Genomic DNA, 15,779 nt, shown 5'->3' with positions numbered 1-15,779 from the left:
CAACCTAACCGACTCCCCCTATACGCCGCGCTACCTGACGGGCGCAGTATGTCCTGAGGGTAGCCGATTTCTAGTGGTCAAGATCCGGGTTTTCGCCCCGATCCTCTGGAATTCAACGCATTCACCGCGGTCCTCGGGCCGGGGAGGAATGCGATTTGGCGTTTTCGCGAATCCGCGCGGGAACGTGTCGAGAAGTGGCGCCTCCGGAAACGGGGCGAGTATTGACAGCAGAACGGGGAACCGAATGCCGACGATCCAACAGCTGATCCGCAAACCGCGGCAGCCCAAGGTGAAGCGCTCTAAGTCGCAGCACCTCCAAGAATGCCCGCAGAAGCGTGGCGTTTGCACGCGCGTCTACACCACGACGCCGAAGAAACCGAACTCCGCTATGCGTAAGGTCGCCAAGGTGCGCCTGACGAATGGCTTCGAGGTCATCTCCTACATCCCGGGCGAGAAGCACAACCTGCAAGAGCACTCGGTTGTTCTCATCCGCGGCGGTCGTGTGAAAGACCTTCCGGGTGTCCGTTACCACATCCTGCGCGGTGTGCTGGATACCCAAGGTGTCAAAGACCGTCGTCAACGCCGTTCGAAATACGGCGCGAAGCGTCCGAAGTAAGGAGATCTCCAGATGTCTCGTCGTCACGCCGCTGAGAAGCGCGAAGTTCTGCCCGACGCCAAGTATGGCGATCGCGTGCTGACCAAATTCATGAACAACCTGATGATCGACGGCAAGAAGTCCGCCGCCGAGAAAATCGTCTACAACGCGCTCAACCGCGTTGAGGGCAAGCTCAAGCGTGAGCCCATCGAGGTGTTCCACGAAGCCCTCGACAACGTGAAGCCTTCGGTCGAAGTGCGTTCGCGCCGCGTCGGTGGTGCCACCTACCAGGTTCCGGTCGAGGTTCGCCCGACCCGTCGCGAAGCGCTGGCCATCCGTTGGCTGATCGCGGCCGCCAAGTCCCGCAACGAGAACACCATGGAAGAGCGCCTCGCCGGCGAGCTTCTGGATGCGGTGAACTCGCGTGGTTCCGCGGTCAAGAAGCGCGAAGACACCCACAAGATGGCCGACGCGAACAAAGCGTTCAGCCACTACCGCTGGTAATAACGGAAGGACGCCATTATGGCACGCGATTATCCCCTCGAGCGTTACCGCAACTTCGGGATCATGGCCCACATCGATGCGGGCAAGACCACCACGACGGAGCGGATCCTCTACTACACCGGCAAGTCCCACAAGATCGGCGAAGTCCACGACGGCGCCGCGACCATGGACTGGATGGAGCAGGAGCAGGAACGCGGGATCACCATCACCTCGGCTGCGACCACGACCTTCTGGCAGTGGCAGGAAGATCCGACGGCTGAAGGCACCGACGACACCAAGTTCCGCTACAACATCATCGACACCCCCGGCCACGTTGACTTCACCATCGAAGTCGAGCGTTCGCTGGCGGTTCTCGACGGTGCTGTTGCGCTGCTCGACGGTAACGCCGGTGTGGAGCCGCAGACCGAAACGGTGTGGCGTCAGGCCGACCGTTACAAGGTTCCGCGTCTCGTCTTCGTCAACAAGATGGACAAGATCGGCGCTGACTTCTTCAACTGCGTGAAGATGGTCAAGGATCGCACCGGTGCGATCCCGGTTCCGGTCAACTTCCCGATCGGCGCCGAGGACCAGCTCGAGGGGATCGTCGACCTGATCACCATGGAAGAGTGGGTCTGGAAAGGCGAAGACCTGGGCGCTGCCTGGGTGCGTCAGCCGATCCGTGACGATCTGAAGGCGACCGCCGACGAATGGCGTGCGCACATGATCGAGCACGCCGTCGAAATGGACGACGACGCGATGATGGCCTACCTCGAAGGGGAAGAGCCGGATGTCCCGACGCTGCGCAAGCTGATCCGCAAGGGCTGCCTGTCGATGTCCTTCGTGCCGGTTCTCGGCGGCTCGGCCTTCAAGAACAAGGGCGTCCAGCCGCTGCTCAACGCCGTGGTCGACTTCCTGCCCTCGCCGCTCGACGTGCCGCCCTACATGGGCTTCTCGCCGGACGACGAGAGCGAAGAGCGCAACATCGCGCGTCATGCTTCGGACGAAGAGCCCTTCTCGGGCCTCGCGTTCAAGATCATGAACGACCCCTTCGTCGGCTCGCTGACCTTCACCCGTATCTACTCGGGCGTGATCAACAAGGGTGACTCGATCCTCAACTCGACCAAGGGCAAGAAAGAGCGCCTCGGCCGTATGATGATGATGCACTCGAACAACCGCGAAGAGATCGAATCGGCTTACGCCGGCGACATCATCGCGCTGGCCGGTCTGAAGGAAACCACCACGGGCGACACGCTCTGCGCCGTCAACGCGCCGGTCGTGCTCGAAACCATGACCTTCCCCGATCCGGTCATCGAGATCGCCGTTGAGCCGAAGTCGAAAGCCGACCAGGAAAAGATGGGCCTCGCCCTTCAGCGCCTGGCTGCCGAAGACCCGTCCTTCCGCGTCGAGACCGACCTCGAGTCGGGCCAGACCATCATGAAGGGCATGGGCGAACTTCACCTCGACATCCTCGTCGACCGCATGAAGCGCGAGTTCAAGGTCGAGGCGAACATCGGTGCGCCGCAGGTGGCCTACCGCGAGACCATCTCGCAGCCGGCCGAAATCGACTACACGCACAAGAAACAGACCGGTGGTACCGGCCAATTCGCGCGCGTGAAACTCGAGATCACCCCGACCGAGCCGGGCGAAGGCTACTCCTTCGAGTCGCGCATCGTCGGTGGTGCGGTTCCGAAGGAATACATCCCGGGTGTCGAAAAGGGCATCAAGTCGGTCATGGACTCCGGTCCGCTCGCCGGCTTCCCGGTTATCGACTTCAAGGTCGCGCTGATTGACGGTGCGTTCCACGACGTCGACTCCTCGGTTCTGGCGTTCGAAATCGCGACCCGTGCGGCGATGCGTGAAGGTCTGCGCAAGGCCGGCGCGAAGCTGCTCGAGCCGATGATGAAGGTCGAAGTGGTGACGCCGGAAGAATATACCGGCGGCATCATCGGCGACCTGACCTCGCGTCGCGGCCAGGTGCAGGGCCAGGACACCCGCGGCAACGCGGTGGTCGTGAACGCCTTCGTGCCGCTCGCGAACATGTTCGGCTACATCAACAACCTGCGTTCGATGTCCTCGGGCCGTGCGGTCTTCACCATGATCTTCGATCACTACGAAGCCGTGCCGCAGAACATCTCGGACGAGATCCAGAAGAAATACGCGTAAGGGATGCGCGCCGGGGCGACCCGGCGCCTCTCCAACGTCACGAAATGACAGGAGGCCATCATGGCAAAGGAAAAGTTTGAACGTAACAAGCCGCACGTCAACATCGGCACGATTGGCCACGTTGACCACGGCAAGACCACTCTGACGGCTGCGATCACCAAGTACTTTGGTGACTTCAAGGCGTATGACCAGATCGACGGCGCACCGGAAGAGAAAGCGCGCGGGATCACGATCTCGACGGCGCACGTTGAATACGAGACGGAGAACCGTCACTACGCGCACGTCGACTGCCCCGGCCACGCCGACTACGTGAAGAACATGATCACGGGTGCGGCGCAGATGGACGGCGCGATCCTGGTGGTGAACGCGGCCGACGGCCCGATGCCGCAGACGCGCGAGCACATCCTGCTCGGCCGTCAGGTGGGCATCCCGGCGATGGTCGTTTACATGAACAAGGTTGACCAGGTCGACGACGAGGAACTTCTCGAGCTCGTCGAGATGGAAATCCGCGAACTGCTGTCGTCCTACGACTACCCCGGCGACGATATTCCGATCGTGAAGGGCTCGGCCCTGGCCGCTCTCGAAGGCCGCGACCCGGAAATCGGCGAGAACTCGATCCGTGCGCTGATGGAAGCGGTCGACGCTTACATCCCGACGCCGGAGCGTGCGGTTGACCAGCCGTTCCTGATGCCGATCGAAGACGTGTTCTCGATCTCGGGCCGTGGTACGGTTGTGACCGGCCGCGTCGAGCGTGGCGTGATCAACGTCGGCGACGAACTGGAAATCGTGGGTATCCGCGACACCAAGAAGACGACCTGCACGGGCGTCGAGATGTTCCGCAAGCTGCTCGACCGTGGTGAAGCTGGCGACAACATCGGCGCGCTGCTGCGCGGCATCGACCGTGATGGCGTTGAGCGTGGTCAGGTTCTGTGCAAGCCGGGTTCGGTGACGCCGCACACGAAGTTCGAAGCGGAAGCCTACATCCTCACGAAAGAGGAAGGTGGCCGTCACACGCCGTTCTTCGCGAACTACCGTCCGCAGTTCTACTTCCGCACGACGGACGTGACCGGGACCGTGACGCTGCCGGAAGGCACCGAGATGGTTATGCCGGGCGACAACCTGAAGTTCACCGTCGAGCTGATCGCCCCGATCGCGATGGAAGACGGCCTGCGCTTCGCCATCCGTGAAGGCGGCCGCACCGTCGGCGCCGGCGTCGTCTCGAAAATCCTCGAGTGACCTGACGCTCTCGGGGCCGGTTTTCCGGTCCCGAAAAACGACAATGGACAAGAATTTGGATGGTGCGCCGAAAGGCGCGCCATTCGCTCTTGACAGACTCAGGGAACCCCCATAGAGGACGCGCCTGATCTGCCAAGATTACAGGTTCGACGCAGGCGCCACATTCGGTGCCGTCTGCCTCTCAACCTTCACGCCATGCGAGAGGCATGACATATGACCGGCCAAAATATCCGCATCCGGCTCAAGGCGTTCGATTACCGCGTGCTGGACGCCAGCACCCAGGAAATCGTCAACACCGCGAAACGCACCGGTGCCCAGGTTCGCGGGCCCATCCCGCTTCCGAACAAGATCGAGAAATTCACGGTTCTGCGTGGTCCGCACATCGACAAGAAGTCGCGCGACCAGTGGGAAATCCGTACGCACAAGCGTCTTCTCGACATCGTCGACCCGACCCCCCAGACCGTGGACGCGCTGATGAAGCTCGACCTCGCTGCGGGCGTTGACGTCGAGATCAAGGTTTAAGGAGAGCAACATGCTGCGGACTGGTGTTATCGCCAAGAAGCTGGGCATGACCCGGCTCTTCCTCGAGGACGGCAAGCAGGTTCCTGTGACCGTTCTCCAACTCGACAAACTTCAGGTGGTGGCTCAGCGCACCGCCGACAAGGACGGCTACACGGCCGTTCAGCTCGGCGCCGGCGAAGCCAAGGCCAAGCGCACCACGGCTGCGATGCGCGGTCACTTCGCGAAAGCGAACGTGGCGCCCAAGCGCAAGGTCGCCGAATTCCGCGTCGCCGAGGAAAACCTCATCGACGTGGGCGAGGAGATCACCGCCAACCATTACTTCGAAGGTCAGTTCGTGGATATCGCGGGCACCTCGATCGGTAAGGGTTTCGCGGGTGCGATGAAGCGTCACAACTTCGGTGGTCTGCGCGCCTCGCACGGCGTGTCGATCTCGCACCGCTCGCACGGTTCGACCGGTCAGTGTCAGGATCCGGGCCGCGTGTTCAAGGGCAAGAAGATGGCCGGTCACCTCGGTGCCGTCCGCGTCACGACCCAGAACCTGCAAGTGGTCAAGACCGACGCCGATCGTGGCCTGATCATGGTCAAGGGTTCGGTCCCGGGCGCCAAGGGTGGCTGGGTCACGGTGAAAGACGCCGTGAAGAAGCCGCTCTCGGAGAACGTGATCTACCCGGCCGCGCTGAAATCGGCTGCCGAAGCCGCCGCGAAAGCCGCTGAAGAAGCTGCCGCCGCCGCTGCTGCCGAGGCCGAGGCCGAAGCCAAGCGTCTCGCCGAAGAGCAAGCTGCTCAGGAAGCCGCCGCGCTGAAGGAAGCCGAAGCCTCGATCGAGGCCGACAAGGCTGACGACGCGGGTGACGCGCCCGAAGGAGACAAGTGATGAAACTCGACGTGATCAAACTCGACGCCGGCAAGGCCGGTTCGATCGACCTCTCCGACGAGATCTTCGGGCTCGAGCCGCGTGCGGACATCCTGCACCGCGTCGTGCGCTGGCAGCGTGCGAAAGCGCAAGCTGGCACCCACTCGGTCTTGACCAAGTCGGAAGTCAGCTACTCGACCAAGAAGATCTACCGCCAGAAGGGCACCGGTGGCGCACGCCACGGCTCCCGCAAGGCTCCGATCTTCCGCAAGGGTGGTGTCTACAAGGGCCCGACCCCGCGCAGCCACGCTCATGACCTGCCCAAGAAGTTCCGGGCTCTGGGTCTGAAGCACGCGCTGTCGTCGAAAGCGGCCAGCGGCAAGCTGGTGGTGCTGGACGATGCCGTGATGGCCGAAGCCAAGACCAAGCTGCTTGCGAAAGCCGCGAAGGAGCTGGGCTGGAAGAAGGTCCTGGTGATCGACGGTGCCGAGGTGAACGAGAACTTCGCCAAAGCCGCGCGCAACATCGAAGGCATCGACGTGCTGCCCTCGATGGGCGCCAATGTCTATGACATCCTCAAGCGTGACACGCTCGTGCTCACGAAGGCGGGTGTCGAAGCTCTGGAGGCTCGTCTGAAATGAGCGCGAAACCCGAACATTACGACGTGATCGTCAAGCCGATCATCACCGAGAAAGCCACCATGGCCTCGGAGAACGGCGCCGTGGTCTTCGAAGTGGCGAAAACCGCCTCGAAGCCGCAGATCAAGGAAGCCGTGGAGACCCTCTTCGGCGTCAAGGTGAAGGCGGTCAACACCACCATCACCAAAGGCAAGACCAAGCGCTTCCGGGGCATCCCGGGCAAGCGTTCGGACGTGAAAAAAGCCTACGTGACGCTGGAAGAAGGCAACACGATCGACGTGTCGACCGGTCTCTGATCCGTTCCGGATCGTGAAATTGGAAAGGCCCTCGCGTTCGCGGGGGCCTTTTCGTTTGATGGTTGGCGCAGGTAGGGCCGGGCCCTCACTTCTCCCGAAGGTAGCTCTCGGAGACGTAGCCCTTGAGCCCCGGCGCGCGGTCGAGCCGGATATTGCACCAGCGGGTATTGCCGATCCGTTCGCAGCTCTGGACACGGACGACCGTGCCGTTGGGAAGCCCCACGATCACCTGGTAGCCGGTGCCGGGGCCCTCGCGCATTTTCAGCATGTCCTCGCCCTTCACCCCGGCGACCAGATAGGTGCCGCGCCAGGCATCGGCGAGGGCAGGGGGGGCGAGAAGGGTGGCCGTCGCGAGGGCGGTGGCCAGCGGACTGAAGATCGCTCGACGCATGGGGGCTCCTGTTGTTGTTGTCTGCCTAGCAGCCACTGTGGCGTCTTCATGCCGCGAATTCCAGTTGCGGCGGCGCATCATGCGCGAATTCAGGCCCAAGCCTATAGACTCACCCCCGCATCCCTGCTACATCGCGCCAGTCTCGAGGCCTCGGATTCGTTCCGGGGCCCGTGATTTTTGAATTCGGGGACCTTCGGGGCCCTATACACACAGACAGGCGAGGCAACTCGCCGCAAGCTAACGGAAGACAGAAAGCATGGCACTCAAGTCGTATAAACCGACGACGCCGGGCCAGCGTGGGCTGGTTCTGATCGACCGTTCGGAGCTTTGGAAAGGCCGTCCGGTCAAAGCCCTCACTGAGGGTCTGACCAAGACGGGTGGCCGGAACAATACCGGGCGGATCACGATGTGGCACAAGGGTGGTGGCGCCAAGCGTCTCTACCGCATCGTCGACTTCAAGCGTCGCAAGTTCGATGTTCCGGCGACCGTCGAGCGGATCGAATACGATCCGAACCGCACCGCCTTCATCGCGCTGATCAAGTATCAAGATGGCGAGCTCGCCTACATCCTCGCTCCGCAGCGTCTCGCTGTCGGCGACACCGTGATCGCGGGCGCCAAGCAGGACGTGAAGCCGGGCAACGCGATGCCCTTCTCGGGCATGCCGATCGGTACCATCGTCCACAACGTCGAGCTGAAGCCCGGCAAGGGCGGCCAGATCGCACGCGCCGCGGGCACCTACGCCCAGTTCGTCGGCCGTGACGGCGGCTACGCACAGCTGCGTCTGAGCTCGGGCGAACTGCGCCTCGTGCGTCAGGAATGCATGGCCACCATCGGTGCCGTGTCGAACGCTGACCACTCGAACCAGAACCTCGGTAAAGCCGGCCGCAAGCGCCACATGGGCGTGCGTCCGACCGTTCGCGGTGTCGCGATGAACCCGATCGACCACCCGCATGGTGGTGGTGAAGGCCGCACCTCGGGTGGCCGTCACCCGGTGACGCCGTGGGGCAAGCCCACCAAGGGCAAGCGCACCCGCTCGAACAAGAAGACGGACCAGTACATCCTGCGTTCGCGTCACGCGAAGAAGAAGGGTCGCTAAGATATGTCTCGTTCTGTTTGGAAAGGCCCTTTCGTTGACGCCTATCTGCTGAAGAAAGCGGAAAAGGCGCGCGAGTCGGGCAAAGGCGAAGTGATCAAGATCTGGTCGCGTCGTTCCACCATCCTGCCGCAATTCGTGGGCCTCACCTTCGGGGTCTACAACGGCCAGAAGCACATCCCGGTGAACGTCACCGAGGAAATGATCGGTCAGAAATTCGGTGAATACTCGCCGACCCGTACTTACTACGGGCATGCGGCCGACAAGAAAGCCAAGAGGAAGTAATCGTCATGGGTAAGGAAAAGAATCCGCGCCGCGTGGCGGACAACGAAGCAATGGCGAAAACCCGCATGCTTCGCACCTCGCCGCAGAAACTGAACCTCGTCGCTGCGATGATCCGTGGCAAGAAGGTCGACAAGGCTCTGGCCGATCTCACCTTCTCGAAGAAGCGTATCGCTGTCGACGTGAAGAAATGCCTCCAGTCGGCGATCGCCAACGCTGAGAACAACCACGGCCTGGACGTGGATGAGCTCGTCGTGGCCGAAGCCTGGGTTGGCAAGAACCTGGTGATGAAGCGTGGCCGTCCGCGGGCACGTGGCCGCTTCGGCAAGATCATGAAGCCGTTTTCGGAACTCACCATCAAGGTGCGCCAGATCGAGGAGCAAGCGTAATGGGTCAGAAGGTCAATCCGATTGGCATGCGCCTCCAGGTCAACCGCACCTGGGACAGCCGCTGGTACGCCGACAGCAAGGACTACGGCAACCTCCTGCTCGAGGATCTCAAGATCCGCGAGTTCATCCACGAGGAAGCCAAGCAGGCCGGCGTCAGCCGCGTCATCATCGAGCGTCCGCACAAGAAGTGCCGCGTGACCATTCACGCTGCGCGTCCGGGCGTCATCATCGGCAAGAAAGGCGCTGACATCGAAGCGCTGCGCAAGAAGCTGGCGAACTTCACCGACAGCGAGCTGCACCTGAACATCGTCGAAGTCCGCAAGCCGGAACTCGACGCGCAGCTCGTCGCCGAGTCGATCGCTCAGCAGCTCGAGCGCCGTGTCTCGTTCCGCCGCGCCATGAAGCGCGCCGTGCAGAACGCGATGCGCATGGGTGCCCTTGGTATTCGCGTCAACGTCGCCGGCCGTCTGGGCGGTGCCGAGATCGCGCGCACCGAGTGGTATCGCGAAGGCCGTGTGCCGCTGCACACCCTGCGTGCCGACATCGATTACGCACTCTCCGAAGCCATGACCCCCTACGGGATCATCGGCATCAAGGTGTGGATCTTCAAAGGCGAGATCATGGAACATGATCCGCAAGCTCGCGACCGCAAGCACGCCGAAGCCCAAGAGGGCCCGGCTCCGCGCGGCCCGCGTCGCGATCGCTGAGGGAGTAGATAGTCATGCTGCAACCGAAACGGACGAAGTTCCGCAAGATGCACAAAGGCCGGATCCACGGCGAAGCCAAAGGTGGCTTTGACCTGAACTTCGGTCACTTCGGCCTCAAGGCAGTGGCGCCCGAGCGCGTCACCGCCCGTCAGATCGAAGCCGCGCGTCGTGCGATCACCCGCCACATGAAGCGTCAGGGCCGTGTCTGGATCCGGATCTTCCCGGATACCCCGATCACCGCGAAACCCACCGAAGTCCGTATGGGTAAAGGTAAGGGCTCGGTCGACCGTTGGGCCGCCAAGGTCAAACCCGGCCGCGTGATGTTCGAAATCGACGGCGTCAACGAAGTCGTCGCGCGTGAGGCCCTGCGCCTCGGCGCCGCGAAGCTCCCCGTTGCCTGCCGCATCGTCGAGCGTCAGGACTGGTAATCCCGGTCTGACCGCGAGAGAAACGAAAGCCCCGCCAGAGATGGCGGGGCTTTTGGTTTGTGTGGGGCGCGTTCCGGTAGGCGGCGTCTCAAGGTTGAGAAAAATAGGGGTCGTCCGCATCCTTGAGGCCGCAGACATTCCCGTCGGGATCCAGAAAGGCGCCCGTCGTTCCCCAGTCATGGTGTGTTATCTTCACACCGATGCCCTGCGCTGCGAGAAGGCGTGCCGATAGCTCGACATCGGCCACGTTGAAGCGCAGCACGGTAGGGTTCTCGGCGATCGCCTTGCGTTCGGCACTCGCGTTCCCGCCGGTTTCCACCATCAGATAGCCGGAGCCGAAGCGCAGACAGCACAAGTCTGGCTTCTCGAACCAGACAGGCAGCCCCAGCTTGTCCCGGTAGAAGACAACGCAGTCGTCAAATCGCTCGGTGAAAAGGATGATACCCGGTGTGACCAGCGCATCGAACAAGGTTGCGGGGGCGTTTGTCATCTCTCACTCCTTGAACAGTTTTATTGCGTTGCTTCAACTGTGTCGGAACGAGGGAATGTAAAGGGATGTGCTCCGCCTCACTCCACCCACTTGTAATTGAAGCTCACCGAGATCCGGTCGTATTCCGACATGTTCATCGGCACTTCGTGGCGCAGCCAGCTTTCCCAGAGAAGCACCTCGCCGGGCTCGGGGGCGACGTAGATGAAGGGCTGCAATTCTCGCCGTGCGGTTTTCACCCGCGTCGGTGCGGCCATCATCATCGCCAGCCGCGGGTCTTCGAGTTTCAGTGCCGAGGCGCCGTCGGGCATCGCGACATAGGTCGTGCCAGAGATCACCGAATGGGGGTGGATATGCGAGCCATGCGTGCCGCCCTCGGGCAGGATGTTGATCCACAGATCCTCCAGCACCAGCTTGCCGCCGCCAAGCTCGAATTGCAGATCCTCGGCAAAGGCCGCGACGTGCTTGTCTAGCGATTTCACGATGTCGTCGAAGATCGGGAAGCGCCAGGGCAGGTCGGTGAGCGAGGCGTAGGACGTATAGCCCGGATAGCCGTTCTCCTCGCACCATTCCTGGCCCGCCTCGTCATCCTCGGCGATCGCGTAGCACGAGGCCTCCAACTCGTCGGTGTCGACCTTGGGGCCGAGTTCCGAGAGTTTCGCGCGGTAAAGGCGGGTTGCGAAGAGGCTTTCGATTTGCGACATGGCTGGGCGCTCCGAGAGGGGGAAGTTGCCTTCTCCTACCCGATCGGAGGGCAAAGGCCAAACAATCCTTGCCATATCCGATTCTCTCTGATATTGGCCCCGAGTTCCTGAATTCAGGACCGACATAACCCATCAGATACAGGGTCACCCGCGAGGGGCCCTCTGATGCCAAGAAAGGACCCGGGATGAACGCCCAAGAACTCAAGGCGAAGACGCCTGATGAGCTGCGTGATCAGCTCGTCGCGCTGAAAAAAGAAGCCTTCAACCTCCGCTTTCAGCAAGCCACCGGCCAGCTCGAGAACACCGCGCGCATGCGCACCGTTCGTCGTGACGTTGCGCGGATCAAGACCGTGCTGAACGCCAAAGCCGCTGAAGCCGCGAAGTAAGGAGAGCTTCCTATGCCCAAACGCATCCTGCAAGGCACCGTGACGTCGGACAAGAACGACCAGACCATCACCGTTTCGGTCGAGCGCCGCTTCACGCATCCGGTTCTCAAGAAGACGATCCGGAAATCGAAGAAATACCGCGCCCATGACGCGGAAAACCAGTTCAAGACCGGTGACATTGTTCGCATCGAAGAATGCGCGCCGATCTCGAAGACCAAGCGCTGGCGGGTCGTGGTTTCGGCGTAAGCCGGGGCCATATCGCCAGTATTCGAAACCCTGGGGCCCTTACTGCATAGGCGTCCCCAAAGGTCGGGAGTAACCCCATGATCCAGATGCAGACCAATCTGGATGTCGCTGACAACTCCGGCGCTCGCCGAGTTCAGTGCATCAAGGTCCTCGGCGGCTCGCACCGCCGTTACGCATCCGTGGGCGACATCATTGTGGTGTCGGTCAAGGAAGCGATCCCGCGCGGCCGCGTGAAGAAAGGTGACGTCCGCAAGGCCGTCGTCGTGCGCACCGCCAAGGAAGTTCGTCGTGAAGATGGCACCGCCATCCGTTTCGACCGCAACGCCGCCGTCATCCTGAACAACGCGGGCGAGCCGGTCGGCACCCGTATCTTCGGGCCGGTCGTGCGCGAGCTGCGCGCCAAGAACTTCATGAAGATCATCTCGCTTGCTCCGGAGGTGCTGTGATGGCTGCTAAACTCCGTAAAGGCGACAAGGTCGTCGTGCTCGCCGGCAAGGACAAGGGCAAGCAAGGTGAGATCACCTCGGTTGACCCGAAAGCCGGCAAGGCTGTCGTGGACGGCGTGAACGTCGCGATCCGTCACCAGCGTCAGACCCAGACCACCCAGGGTGGCCGTCAGCCGAAGGCGATGCCGATCGACCTGTCGAACCTGGCTCTGATGGATGCCAACGGCAAAGCCACCCGCGTCGGCTTCCGTGAGGAAGACGGCAAGAAGGTGCGTTTCGCCAAGACCACCGGGGAGGCGATCTGATGCTTGATCAAGCGACCTACACTCCGCGTCTGAAAGCGCTCTACAAGGACCAGATCCGTGCGGCGCTGAAAGAAGAGTTCGGCTACAAGAACGACATGCAGATCCCGCGCCTTGAGAAGATCGTTCTCAACATGGGCGTTGGTGAAGCCGTCAAGGACACCAAGAAGGTCAAGCAGGCTGCCGAGGAGCTCTCGCTCATCGCCGGTCAGAAGGCCGTGATGACCAAGGCGAAGAAGTCGATCGCAGGCTTCCGCGTCCGTGAAGAAATGCCGCTGGGCTGCAAAGTCACCCTGCGCGGCGACCGGATGTACGAATTCCTCGACCGTCTGATCAACGTCGCCATGCCGCGCGTCCGTGACTTCCGCGGCGTGAAACCGTCCTTCGACGGCCGCGGCAACTTTGCCATGGGCCTCAAGGAACACATCGTGTTCCCGGAAATCGACTTCGACAAGGTCGACGAGGTTCTCGGCATGGACATCATCATGGTGACCACGTCTGACGTGGATGCCGAAGCGAAGGCGCTGTTGAAAGCTTTCAACATGCCTTTCAACGCCTGATCGCGGAGGAACTCAATCAATGGCTAAGAAATCCATGGTTGCGCGCGAAGTTAAGCGCCAGCGTCTTGTGAACAAGTACGCTGCGAAACGGGCCGCGCTCAAGGAAATTATCGCGGATCAGGACCGCCCGATGGAAGACCGCTTCAAGGCGTCTCTGAAACTCGCGGAACTGCCCCGCAACTCGTCGGCGACCCGGCTGCACAATCGTTGCCAGCTCACCGGTCGTCCCCATGCTTACTACCGTAAGCTCAAACTCTCGCGGATCATGCTGCGCGACCTGGCCTCCTATGGCCAGATCCCCGGCATGGTGAAGTCGAGCTGGTAAGGAGGGCGACATGTCTGTGAACGATCCTCTCGGCGATATGCTGACCCGCATCCGCAACGCTCAAATGCGTGGCAAATCCACCGTCCGTACGCCGGCTTCGAAGCTGCGCGCCTGGGTGCTCGACGTGCTCAAGGACGAGGGCTACATCCGTGGCTATGAGAAAACCGCTGACTCGAAAGGTCATCCGGAGCTCGAAATCAGCCTCAAGTACTACGAAGGCACCCCGGTCATCCGCGAACTCAAGCGCGTTTCGACCCCCGGCCGTCGTGTGTACATGGCTGCCAAGGACGTGCCGTCGGTCCGTCAGGGCCTGGGCGTTTCCATCGTCTCGACCTCGAAGGGCGTGATGTCGGATGCAAGTGCGCGCACTGCCAATGTTGGCGGTGAAGTGCTCTGCACCGTGTTCTAAGGAGGGCTCAATGTCTCGTATTGGTAAGAAACCGGTCGAGCTTCCCAGCGGCGTTTCGGCGTCTCTGTCGGGCCAGACCATCGAGGTGAAGGGGCCGAAAGGCACCCGCACCTTCACCGCCACCGACGACGTGACCCTCGCGGTCGAAGACAACGCCGTCAAGGTCACCCCGCGTGGCCAGTCGAAGCGCGCCCGCCAGCAATGGGGCATGGTGCGCTCGCAGGTCGCCAACCTCGTCACCGGCGTGACCGAGGGATTCAAGAAAGAGCTCGAAATCCAGGGTGTCGGTTACCGCGCCCAGATGCAGGGCAACGTCCTGAAGCTGTCGCTCGGCTACTCGCACGAGGTGAACTTCGAAGTCCCGAACGGCGTGACCGTGACGGCTCCGAAGCAGACCGAGATCGTTGTGGAAGGTATCGACCAGCAGCAGGTGGGCCAGGTTGCGGCCAACATCCGCGAGTGGCGTGCGCCGGAGCCCTACAAGGGCAAGGGCATCCGCTACAAGGGCGAGTATATCTTCCGCAAAGAAGGTAAGAAGAAGTAAGGAACGCGAAAATGGCAAACAGCAAACGGGATCTGTTCCTCAAGCGCCGCCTGCGCGTCCGGAACAAACTTCGCAAGATGGCCGCTGGTCGCGCCCGTCTTTCGGTTCACCGCTCGTCGAAGAACATCAGCGTTCAGCTGATCGACGACGTCAACGGCGTGACGCTGGCTTCGGCCTCGTCGCTCGAGAAAGATCTCGGCGTCGTCGGCAAGAACAACGTCGAAGCGGCGGCGAAAGTCGGTGCTGCGATCGCCGAGCGTGCGAAGAAAGCCGGTGTCGAAACCTGCTACTTCGATCGCGGCGGCTTCCTGTTCCACGGGAAGATCAAGGCGCTTGCCGATGCAGCCCGCGAAGGCGGTCTGAAGTTCTAAGAACCGGAGGGTGGCGGCAACGCCACCCCGATGATCCGGGAGCGTCCCCGCGATGGGGCGCTCACCTGGATTGGATGAAACGGCGTGTTACCACGCCATCACGAGAAGGAATGCCTTATGGCAGAACGTGACAACCGTCGGGGCCGCCGCGAAGAGCGCGAAGAAACCCCGGAATTCGCCGATCGCCTTGTTGCGATCAACCGTGTGTCGAAAACCGTGAAGGGTGGTAAGCGCTTCGGCTTCGCAGCCCTCGTGGTCGTCGGCGACCAGCGCGGCCGTGTCGGCTTCGGCAAGGGCAAGGCCAAGGAAGTTCCGGAAGCGATCCGCAAGGCGACCGAACAGGCGAAGCGCCAGATGGTTCGCGTGCCGCTGCGTGACGGCCGCACCCTGCACCACGACATCGAGGGCCGTCACGGCGCCGGTCGTGTTGTGATGCGCACCGCCCCGGAAGGTACCGGTATCATCGCAGGTGGTCCGATGCGTGCTGTCTTCGAAATGCTCGGCGTCAAGGACGTCGTGTCGAAGTCGCTGGGCTCGCAGAACCCCTACAACATGATCCGCGCCACGCTGAACGGTCTGACCAAGGAAGCGAGCCCCCGTCAGGTGGCAGCGCGCCGTGGCAAGAAAGTGGCCGACATCCTGAAGAAGCCCGAGGCTGAGGCGACCGCCGAAGCTTCGGAAGCGTAAGGAGAGCGATCAATGGCTACCATCGTCGTCAAGCAGATCGGTTCGCCGATCCGTCGCCCCGCCATCCAGCGTGAGACGCTGAAAGGTCTGGGTCTGAACAAGATGAACCGCACCCGCGAGCTGGAAGACACCCCGGCCGTGCGTGGCATGGTCGCGAAGATCCCGCACCTCGTGGCGATCATCGAAGAAAAAGCCTGAGCCAAACGGTTCTGGTGAAAAACGAAACGCCCCGACCG

At 61.9% G+C, this 15,779-nt stretch carries 27 protein-coding genes; 24 read left to right on the top strand and 3 right to left on the bottom strand.

The window, feature by feature from the left end; all coding sequences use genetic code 11:
- Positions 1–244: 244 nt before the first annotated feature.
- The 8 genes from rpsL (at position 245) to BMG00_RS13425 (ending at position 6,786) form a co-directional block, all read left to right on the top strand.
- Positions 245–616, top strand: a complete 372-nt coding sequence (rpsL, locus tag BMG00_RS13460) for a 30S ribosomal protein S12 (RefSeq protein ID WP_038074720.1) — start codon at positions 245–247, stop codon at positions 614–616.
- A 12-nt stretch (positions 617–628) separates the two neighbouring features.
- Positions 629–1,099: a 30S ribosomal protein S7 gene (rpsG, locus tag BMG00_RS13455; RefSeq protein ID WP_075773836.1), complete on the top strand. Its 471-nt coding sequence runs from the start codon at positions 629–631 to the stop codon at positions 1,097–1,099.
- An 18-nt stretch (positions 1,100–1,117) separates the two neighbouring features.
- Positions 1,118–3,241, top strand: a complete 2,124-nt coding sequence (gene fusA / locus BMG00_RS13450) for an elongation factor G (protein WP_078529331.1) — start codon at positions 1,118–1,120, stop codon at positions 3,239–3,241.
- Between the two features lie 60 nt (positions 3,242–3,301).
- Positions 3,302–4,477, top strand: a complete 1,176-nt coding sequence (gene tuf, locus BMG00_RS13445) for an elongation factor Tu (protein WP_078529333.1) — start codon at positions 3,302–3,304, stop codon at positions 4,475–4,477.
- A gap of 213 nt (positions 4,478–4,690) precedes the next feature.
- A complete protein-coding gene (gene rpsJ, locus BMG00_RS13440) occupies positions 4,691–4,999 on the top strand; it encodes a 30S ribosomal protein S10 (RefSeq protein ID WP_036639457.1) in 309 nt (102 codons plus the stop codon).
- 10 nt (positions 5,000–5,009) lie between these two features.
- The gene (rplC, locus tag BMG00_RS13435) at positions 5,010–5,873 is read left to right on the top strand and encodes a 50S ribosomal protein L3 (protein WP_078529335.1); all 864 of its coding nucleotides are present in this window, start codon (positions 5,010–5,012) and stop codon (positions 5,871–5,873) included.
- Positions 5,873–6,493 carry a 50S ribosomal protein L4 gene (gene rplD / locus BMG00_RS13430; protein WP_078529337.1) on the top strand — a complete coding sequence of 207 codons (621 nt, stop codon included), beginning with the start codon at positions 5,873–5,875 and terminating at the stop codon, positions 6,491–6,493. The genes rplC and rplD overlap by 1 nt, the downstream gene beginning before the upstream one ends.
- Positions 6,490–6,786, top strand: coding sequence for a 50S ribosomal protein L23 (locus tag BMG00_RS13425; RefSeq protein ID WP_038073544.1), 297 nt, complete (start codon positions 6,490–6,492; stop codon positions 6,784–6,786). Before rplD ends, BMG00_RS13425 begins: the two co-directional genes overlap by 4 nt.
- Before the next feature lie 85 nt (positions 6,787–6,871).
- Here BMG00_RS13425 and BMG00_RS13420 read toward each other — a convergent pair whose 3' ends face one another.
- Positions 6,872–7,177: an SH3 domain-containing protein gene (locus tag BMG00_RS13420; protein ID WP_078574697.1), complete on the bottom strand. Its 306-nt coding sequence runs from the start codon at positions 7,175–7,177 to the stop codon at positions 6,872–6,874.
- A 256-nt stretch (positions 7,178–7,433) separates the two neighbouring features.
- On the opposite strand from BMG00_RS13420, the gene rplB reads away from it, so the two are divergent.
- Genes rplB through rplP form a run of 5 tightly spaced genes read left to right on the top strand, consistent with a single transcriptional unit; the run spans position 7,434 to position 10,076 of the window.
- Complete coding sequence (gene rplB, locus BMG00_RS13415) at positions 7,434–8,273, top strand: 50S ribosomal protein L2 (protein WP_038073548.1); 840 nt, start codon at positions 7,434–7,436, stop codon at positions 8,271–8,273.
- A gap of 3 nt (positions 8,274–8,276) precedes the next feature.
- A complete protein-coding gene (rpsS, locus tag BMG00_RS13410) occupies positions 8,277–8,555 on the top strand; it encodes a 30S ribosomal protein S19 (protein WP_078529341.1) in 279 nt (92 codons plus the stop codon).
- A 5-nt stretch (positions 8,556–8,560) separates the two neighbouring features.
- Positions 8,561–8,941 (top strand): 50S ribosomal protein L22, encoded by a 381-nt coding sequence (gene rplV, locus BMG00_RS13405; protein WP_078529342.1) that lies wholly within the window; start codon positions 8,561–8,563, stop codon positions 8,939–8,941.
- Positions 8,941–9,648: a 30S ribosomal protein S3 gene (gene rpsC, locus BMG00_RS13400; protein WP_078529344.1), complete on the top strand. Its 708-nt coding sequence runs from the start codon at positions 8,941–8,943 to the stop codon at positions 9,646–9,648. The genes rplV and rpsC overlap by 1 nt, the downstream gene beginning before the upstream one ends.
- 14 nt (positions 9,649–9,662) lie before the next feature.
- Positions 9,663–10,076, top strand: a complete 414-nt coding sequence (gene rplP / locus BMG00_RS13395) for a 50S ribosomal protein L16 (RefSeq protein ID WP_078529346.1) — start codon at positions 9,663–9,665, stop codon at positions 10,074–10,076.
- Between the two features lie 88 nt (positions 10,077–10,164).
- Here rplP and BMG00_RS13390 read toward each other — a convergent pair whose 3' ends face one another.
- The gene (locus BMG00_RS13390; protein ID WP_078574696.1) at positions 10,165–10,566 is read right to left on the bottom strand and encodes a VOC family protein; all 402 of its coding nucleotides are present in this window, start codon (positions 10,564–10,566) and stop codon (positions 10,165–10,167) included.
- Positions 10,567–10,643: 77 nt separating this feature from the next.
- On the bottom strand, positions 10,644–11,267 hold the full coding sequence (locus tag BMG00_RS13385; protein ID WP_078574695.1) for a 2OG-Fe(II) oxygenase family protein: 624 nt from the start codon (positions 11,265–11,267) through the stop codon (positions 10,644–10,646).
- A 185-nt stretch (positions 11,268–11,452) separates the two neighbouring features.
- Between BMG00_RS13385 and rpmC the strand changes: the two genes are divergently transcribed.
- The 11 genes from rpmC to rpmD all read left to right on the top strand — a co-directional run bounded on the left by rpmC (position 11,453) and on the right by rpmD (position 15,741).
- A complete protein-coding gene (gene rpmC / locus BMG00_RS13380) occupies positions 11,453–11,653 on the top strand; it encodes a 50S ribosomal protein L29 (RefSeq protein WP_038073562.1) in 201 nt (66 codons plus the stop codon).
- A 12-nt stretch (positions 11,654–11,665) separates the two neighbouring features.
- A complete protein-coding gene (rpsQ, locus tag BMG00_RS13375; RefSeq protein WP_078529352.1) occupies positions 11,666–11,899 on the top strand; it encodes a 30S ribosomal protein S17 in 234 nt (77 codons plus the stop codon).
- A 77-nt stretch (positions 11,900–11,976) separates the two neighbouring features.
- A complete protein-coding gene (gene rplN / locus BMG00_RS13370) occupies positions 11,977–12,345 on the top strand; it encodes a 50S ribosomal protein L14 (protein ID WP_038073566.1) in 369 nt (122 codons plus the stop codon).
- A complete protein-coding gene (gene rplX / locus BMG00_RS13365; RefSeq protein WP_078574694.1) occupies positions 12,345–12,650 on the top strand; it encodes a 50S ribosomal protein L24 in 306 nt (101 codons plus the stop codon). Before rplN ends, rplX begins: the two co-directional genes overlap by 1 nt.
- Complete coding sequence (rplE, locus tag BMG00_RS13360; RefSeq protein ID WP_078529356.1) at positions 12,650–13,207, top strand: 50S ribosomal protein L5; 558 nt, start codon at positions 12,650–12,652, stop codon at positions 13,205–13,207. The genes rplX and rplE overlap by 1 nt, the downstream gene beginning before the upstream one ends.
- A 19-nt stretch (positions 13,208–13,226) precedes the next feature.
- Positions 13,227–13,532, top strand: a complete 306-nt coding sequence (rpsN, locus tag BMG00_RS13355) for a 30S ribosomal protein S14 (RefSeq protein WP_078529358.1) — start codon at positions 13,227–13,229, stop codon at positions 13,530–13,532.
- A 10-nt stretch (positions 13,533–13,542) separates the two neighbouring features.
- Positions 13,543–13,941, top strand: coding sequence for a 30S ribosomal protein S8 (rpsH, locus tag BMG00_RS13350; protein ID WP_093470092.1), 399 nt, complete (start codon positions 13,543–13,545; stop codon positions 13,939–13,941).
- A 10-nt stretch (positions 13,942–13,951) separates the two neighbouring features.
- Complete coding sequence (rplF, locus tag BMG00_RS13345) at positions 13,952–14,485, top strand: 50S ribosomal protein L6 (RefSeq protein WP_078529360.1); 534 nt, start codon at positions 13,952–13,954, stop codon at positions 14,483–14,485.
- Positions 14,486–14,496: 11 nt separating this feature from the next.
- Entirely contained in the window at positions 14,497–14,856 is a 360-nt protein-coding gene (gene rplR / locus BMG00_RS13340) for a 50S ribosomal protein L18 (protein WP_078529362.1), read from the top strand.
- A gap of 117 nt (positions 14,857–14,973) precedes the next feature.
- A complete protein-coding gene (gene rpsE / locus BMG00_RS13335; RefSeq protein ID WP_078529364.1) occupies positions 14,974–15,543 on the top strand; it encodes a 30S ribosomal protein S5 in 570 nt (189 codons plus the stop codon).
- Between the two features lie 12 nt (positions 15,544–15,555).
- The gene (gene rpmD / locus BMG00_RS13330; RefSeq protein ID WP_038073580.1) at positions 15,556–15,741 is read left to right on the top strand and encodes a 50S ribosomal protein L30; all 186 of its coding nucleotides are present in this window, start codon (positions 15,556–15,558) and stop codon (positions 15,739–15,741) included.
- The last annotated feature ends 38 nt before the right edge of the window (positions 15,742–15,779 follow it).

The organism is Thioclava marina (genome assembly GCF_002020135.1).
Taxonomy (GTDB): Bacteria; Pseudomonadota; Alphaproteobacteria; order Rhodobacterales; family Rhodobacteraceae; genus Thioclava; species Thioclava marina.
Note: the sequence above shows the minus strand (reverse complement) of the source record. Positions and strands in the feature narration are given on the sequence as shown.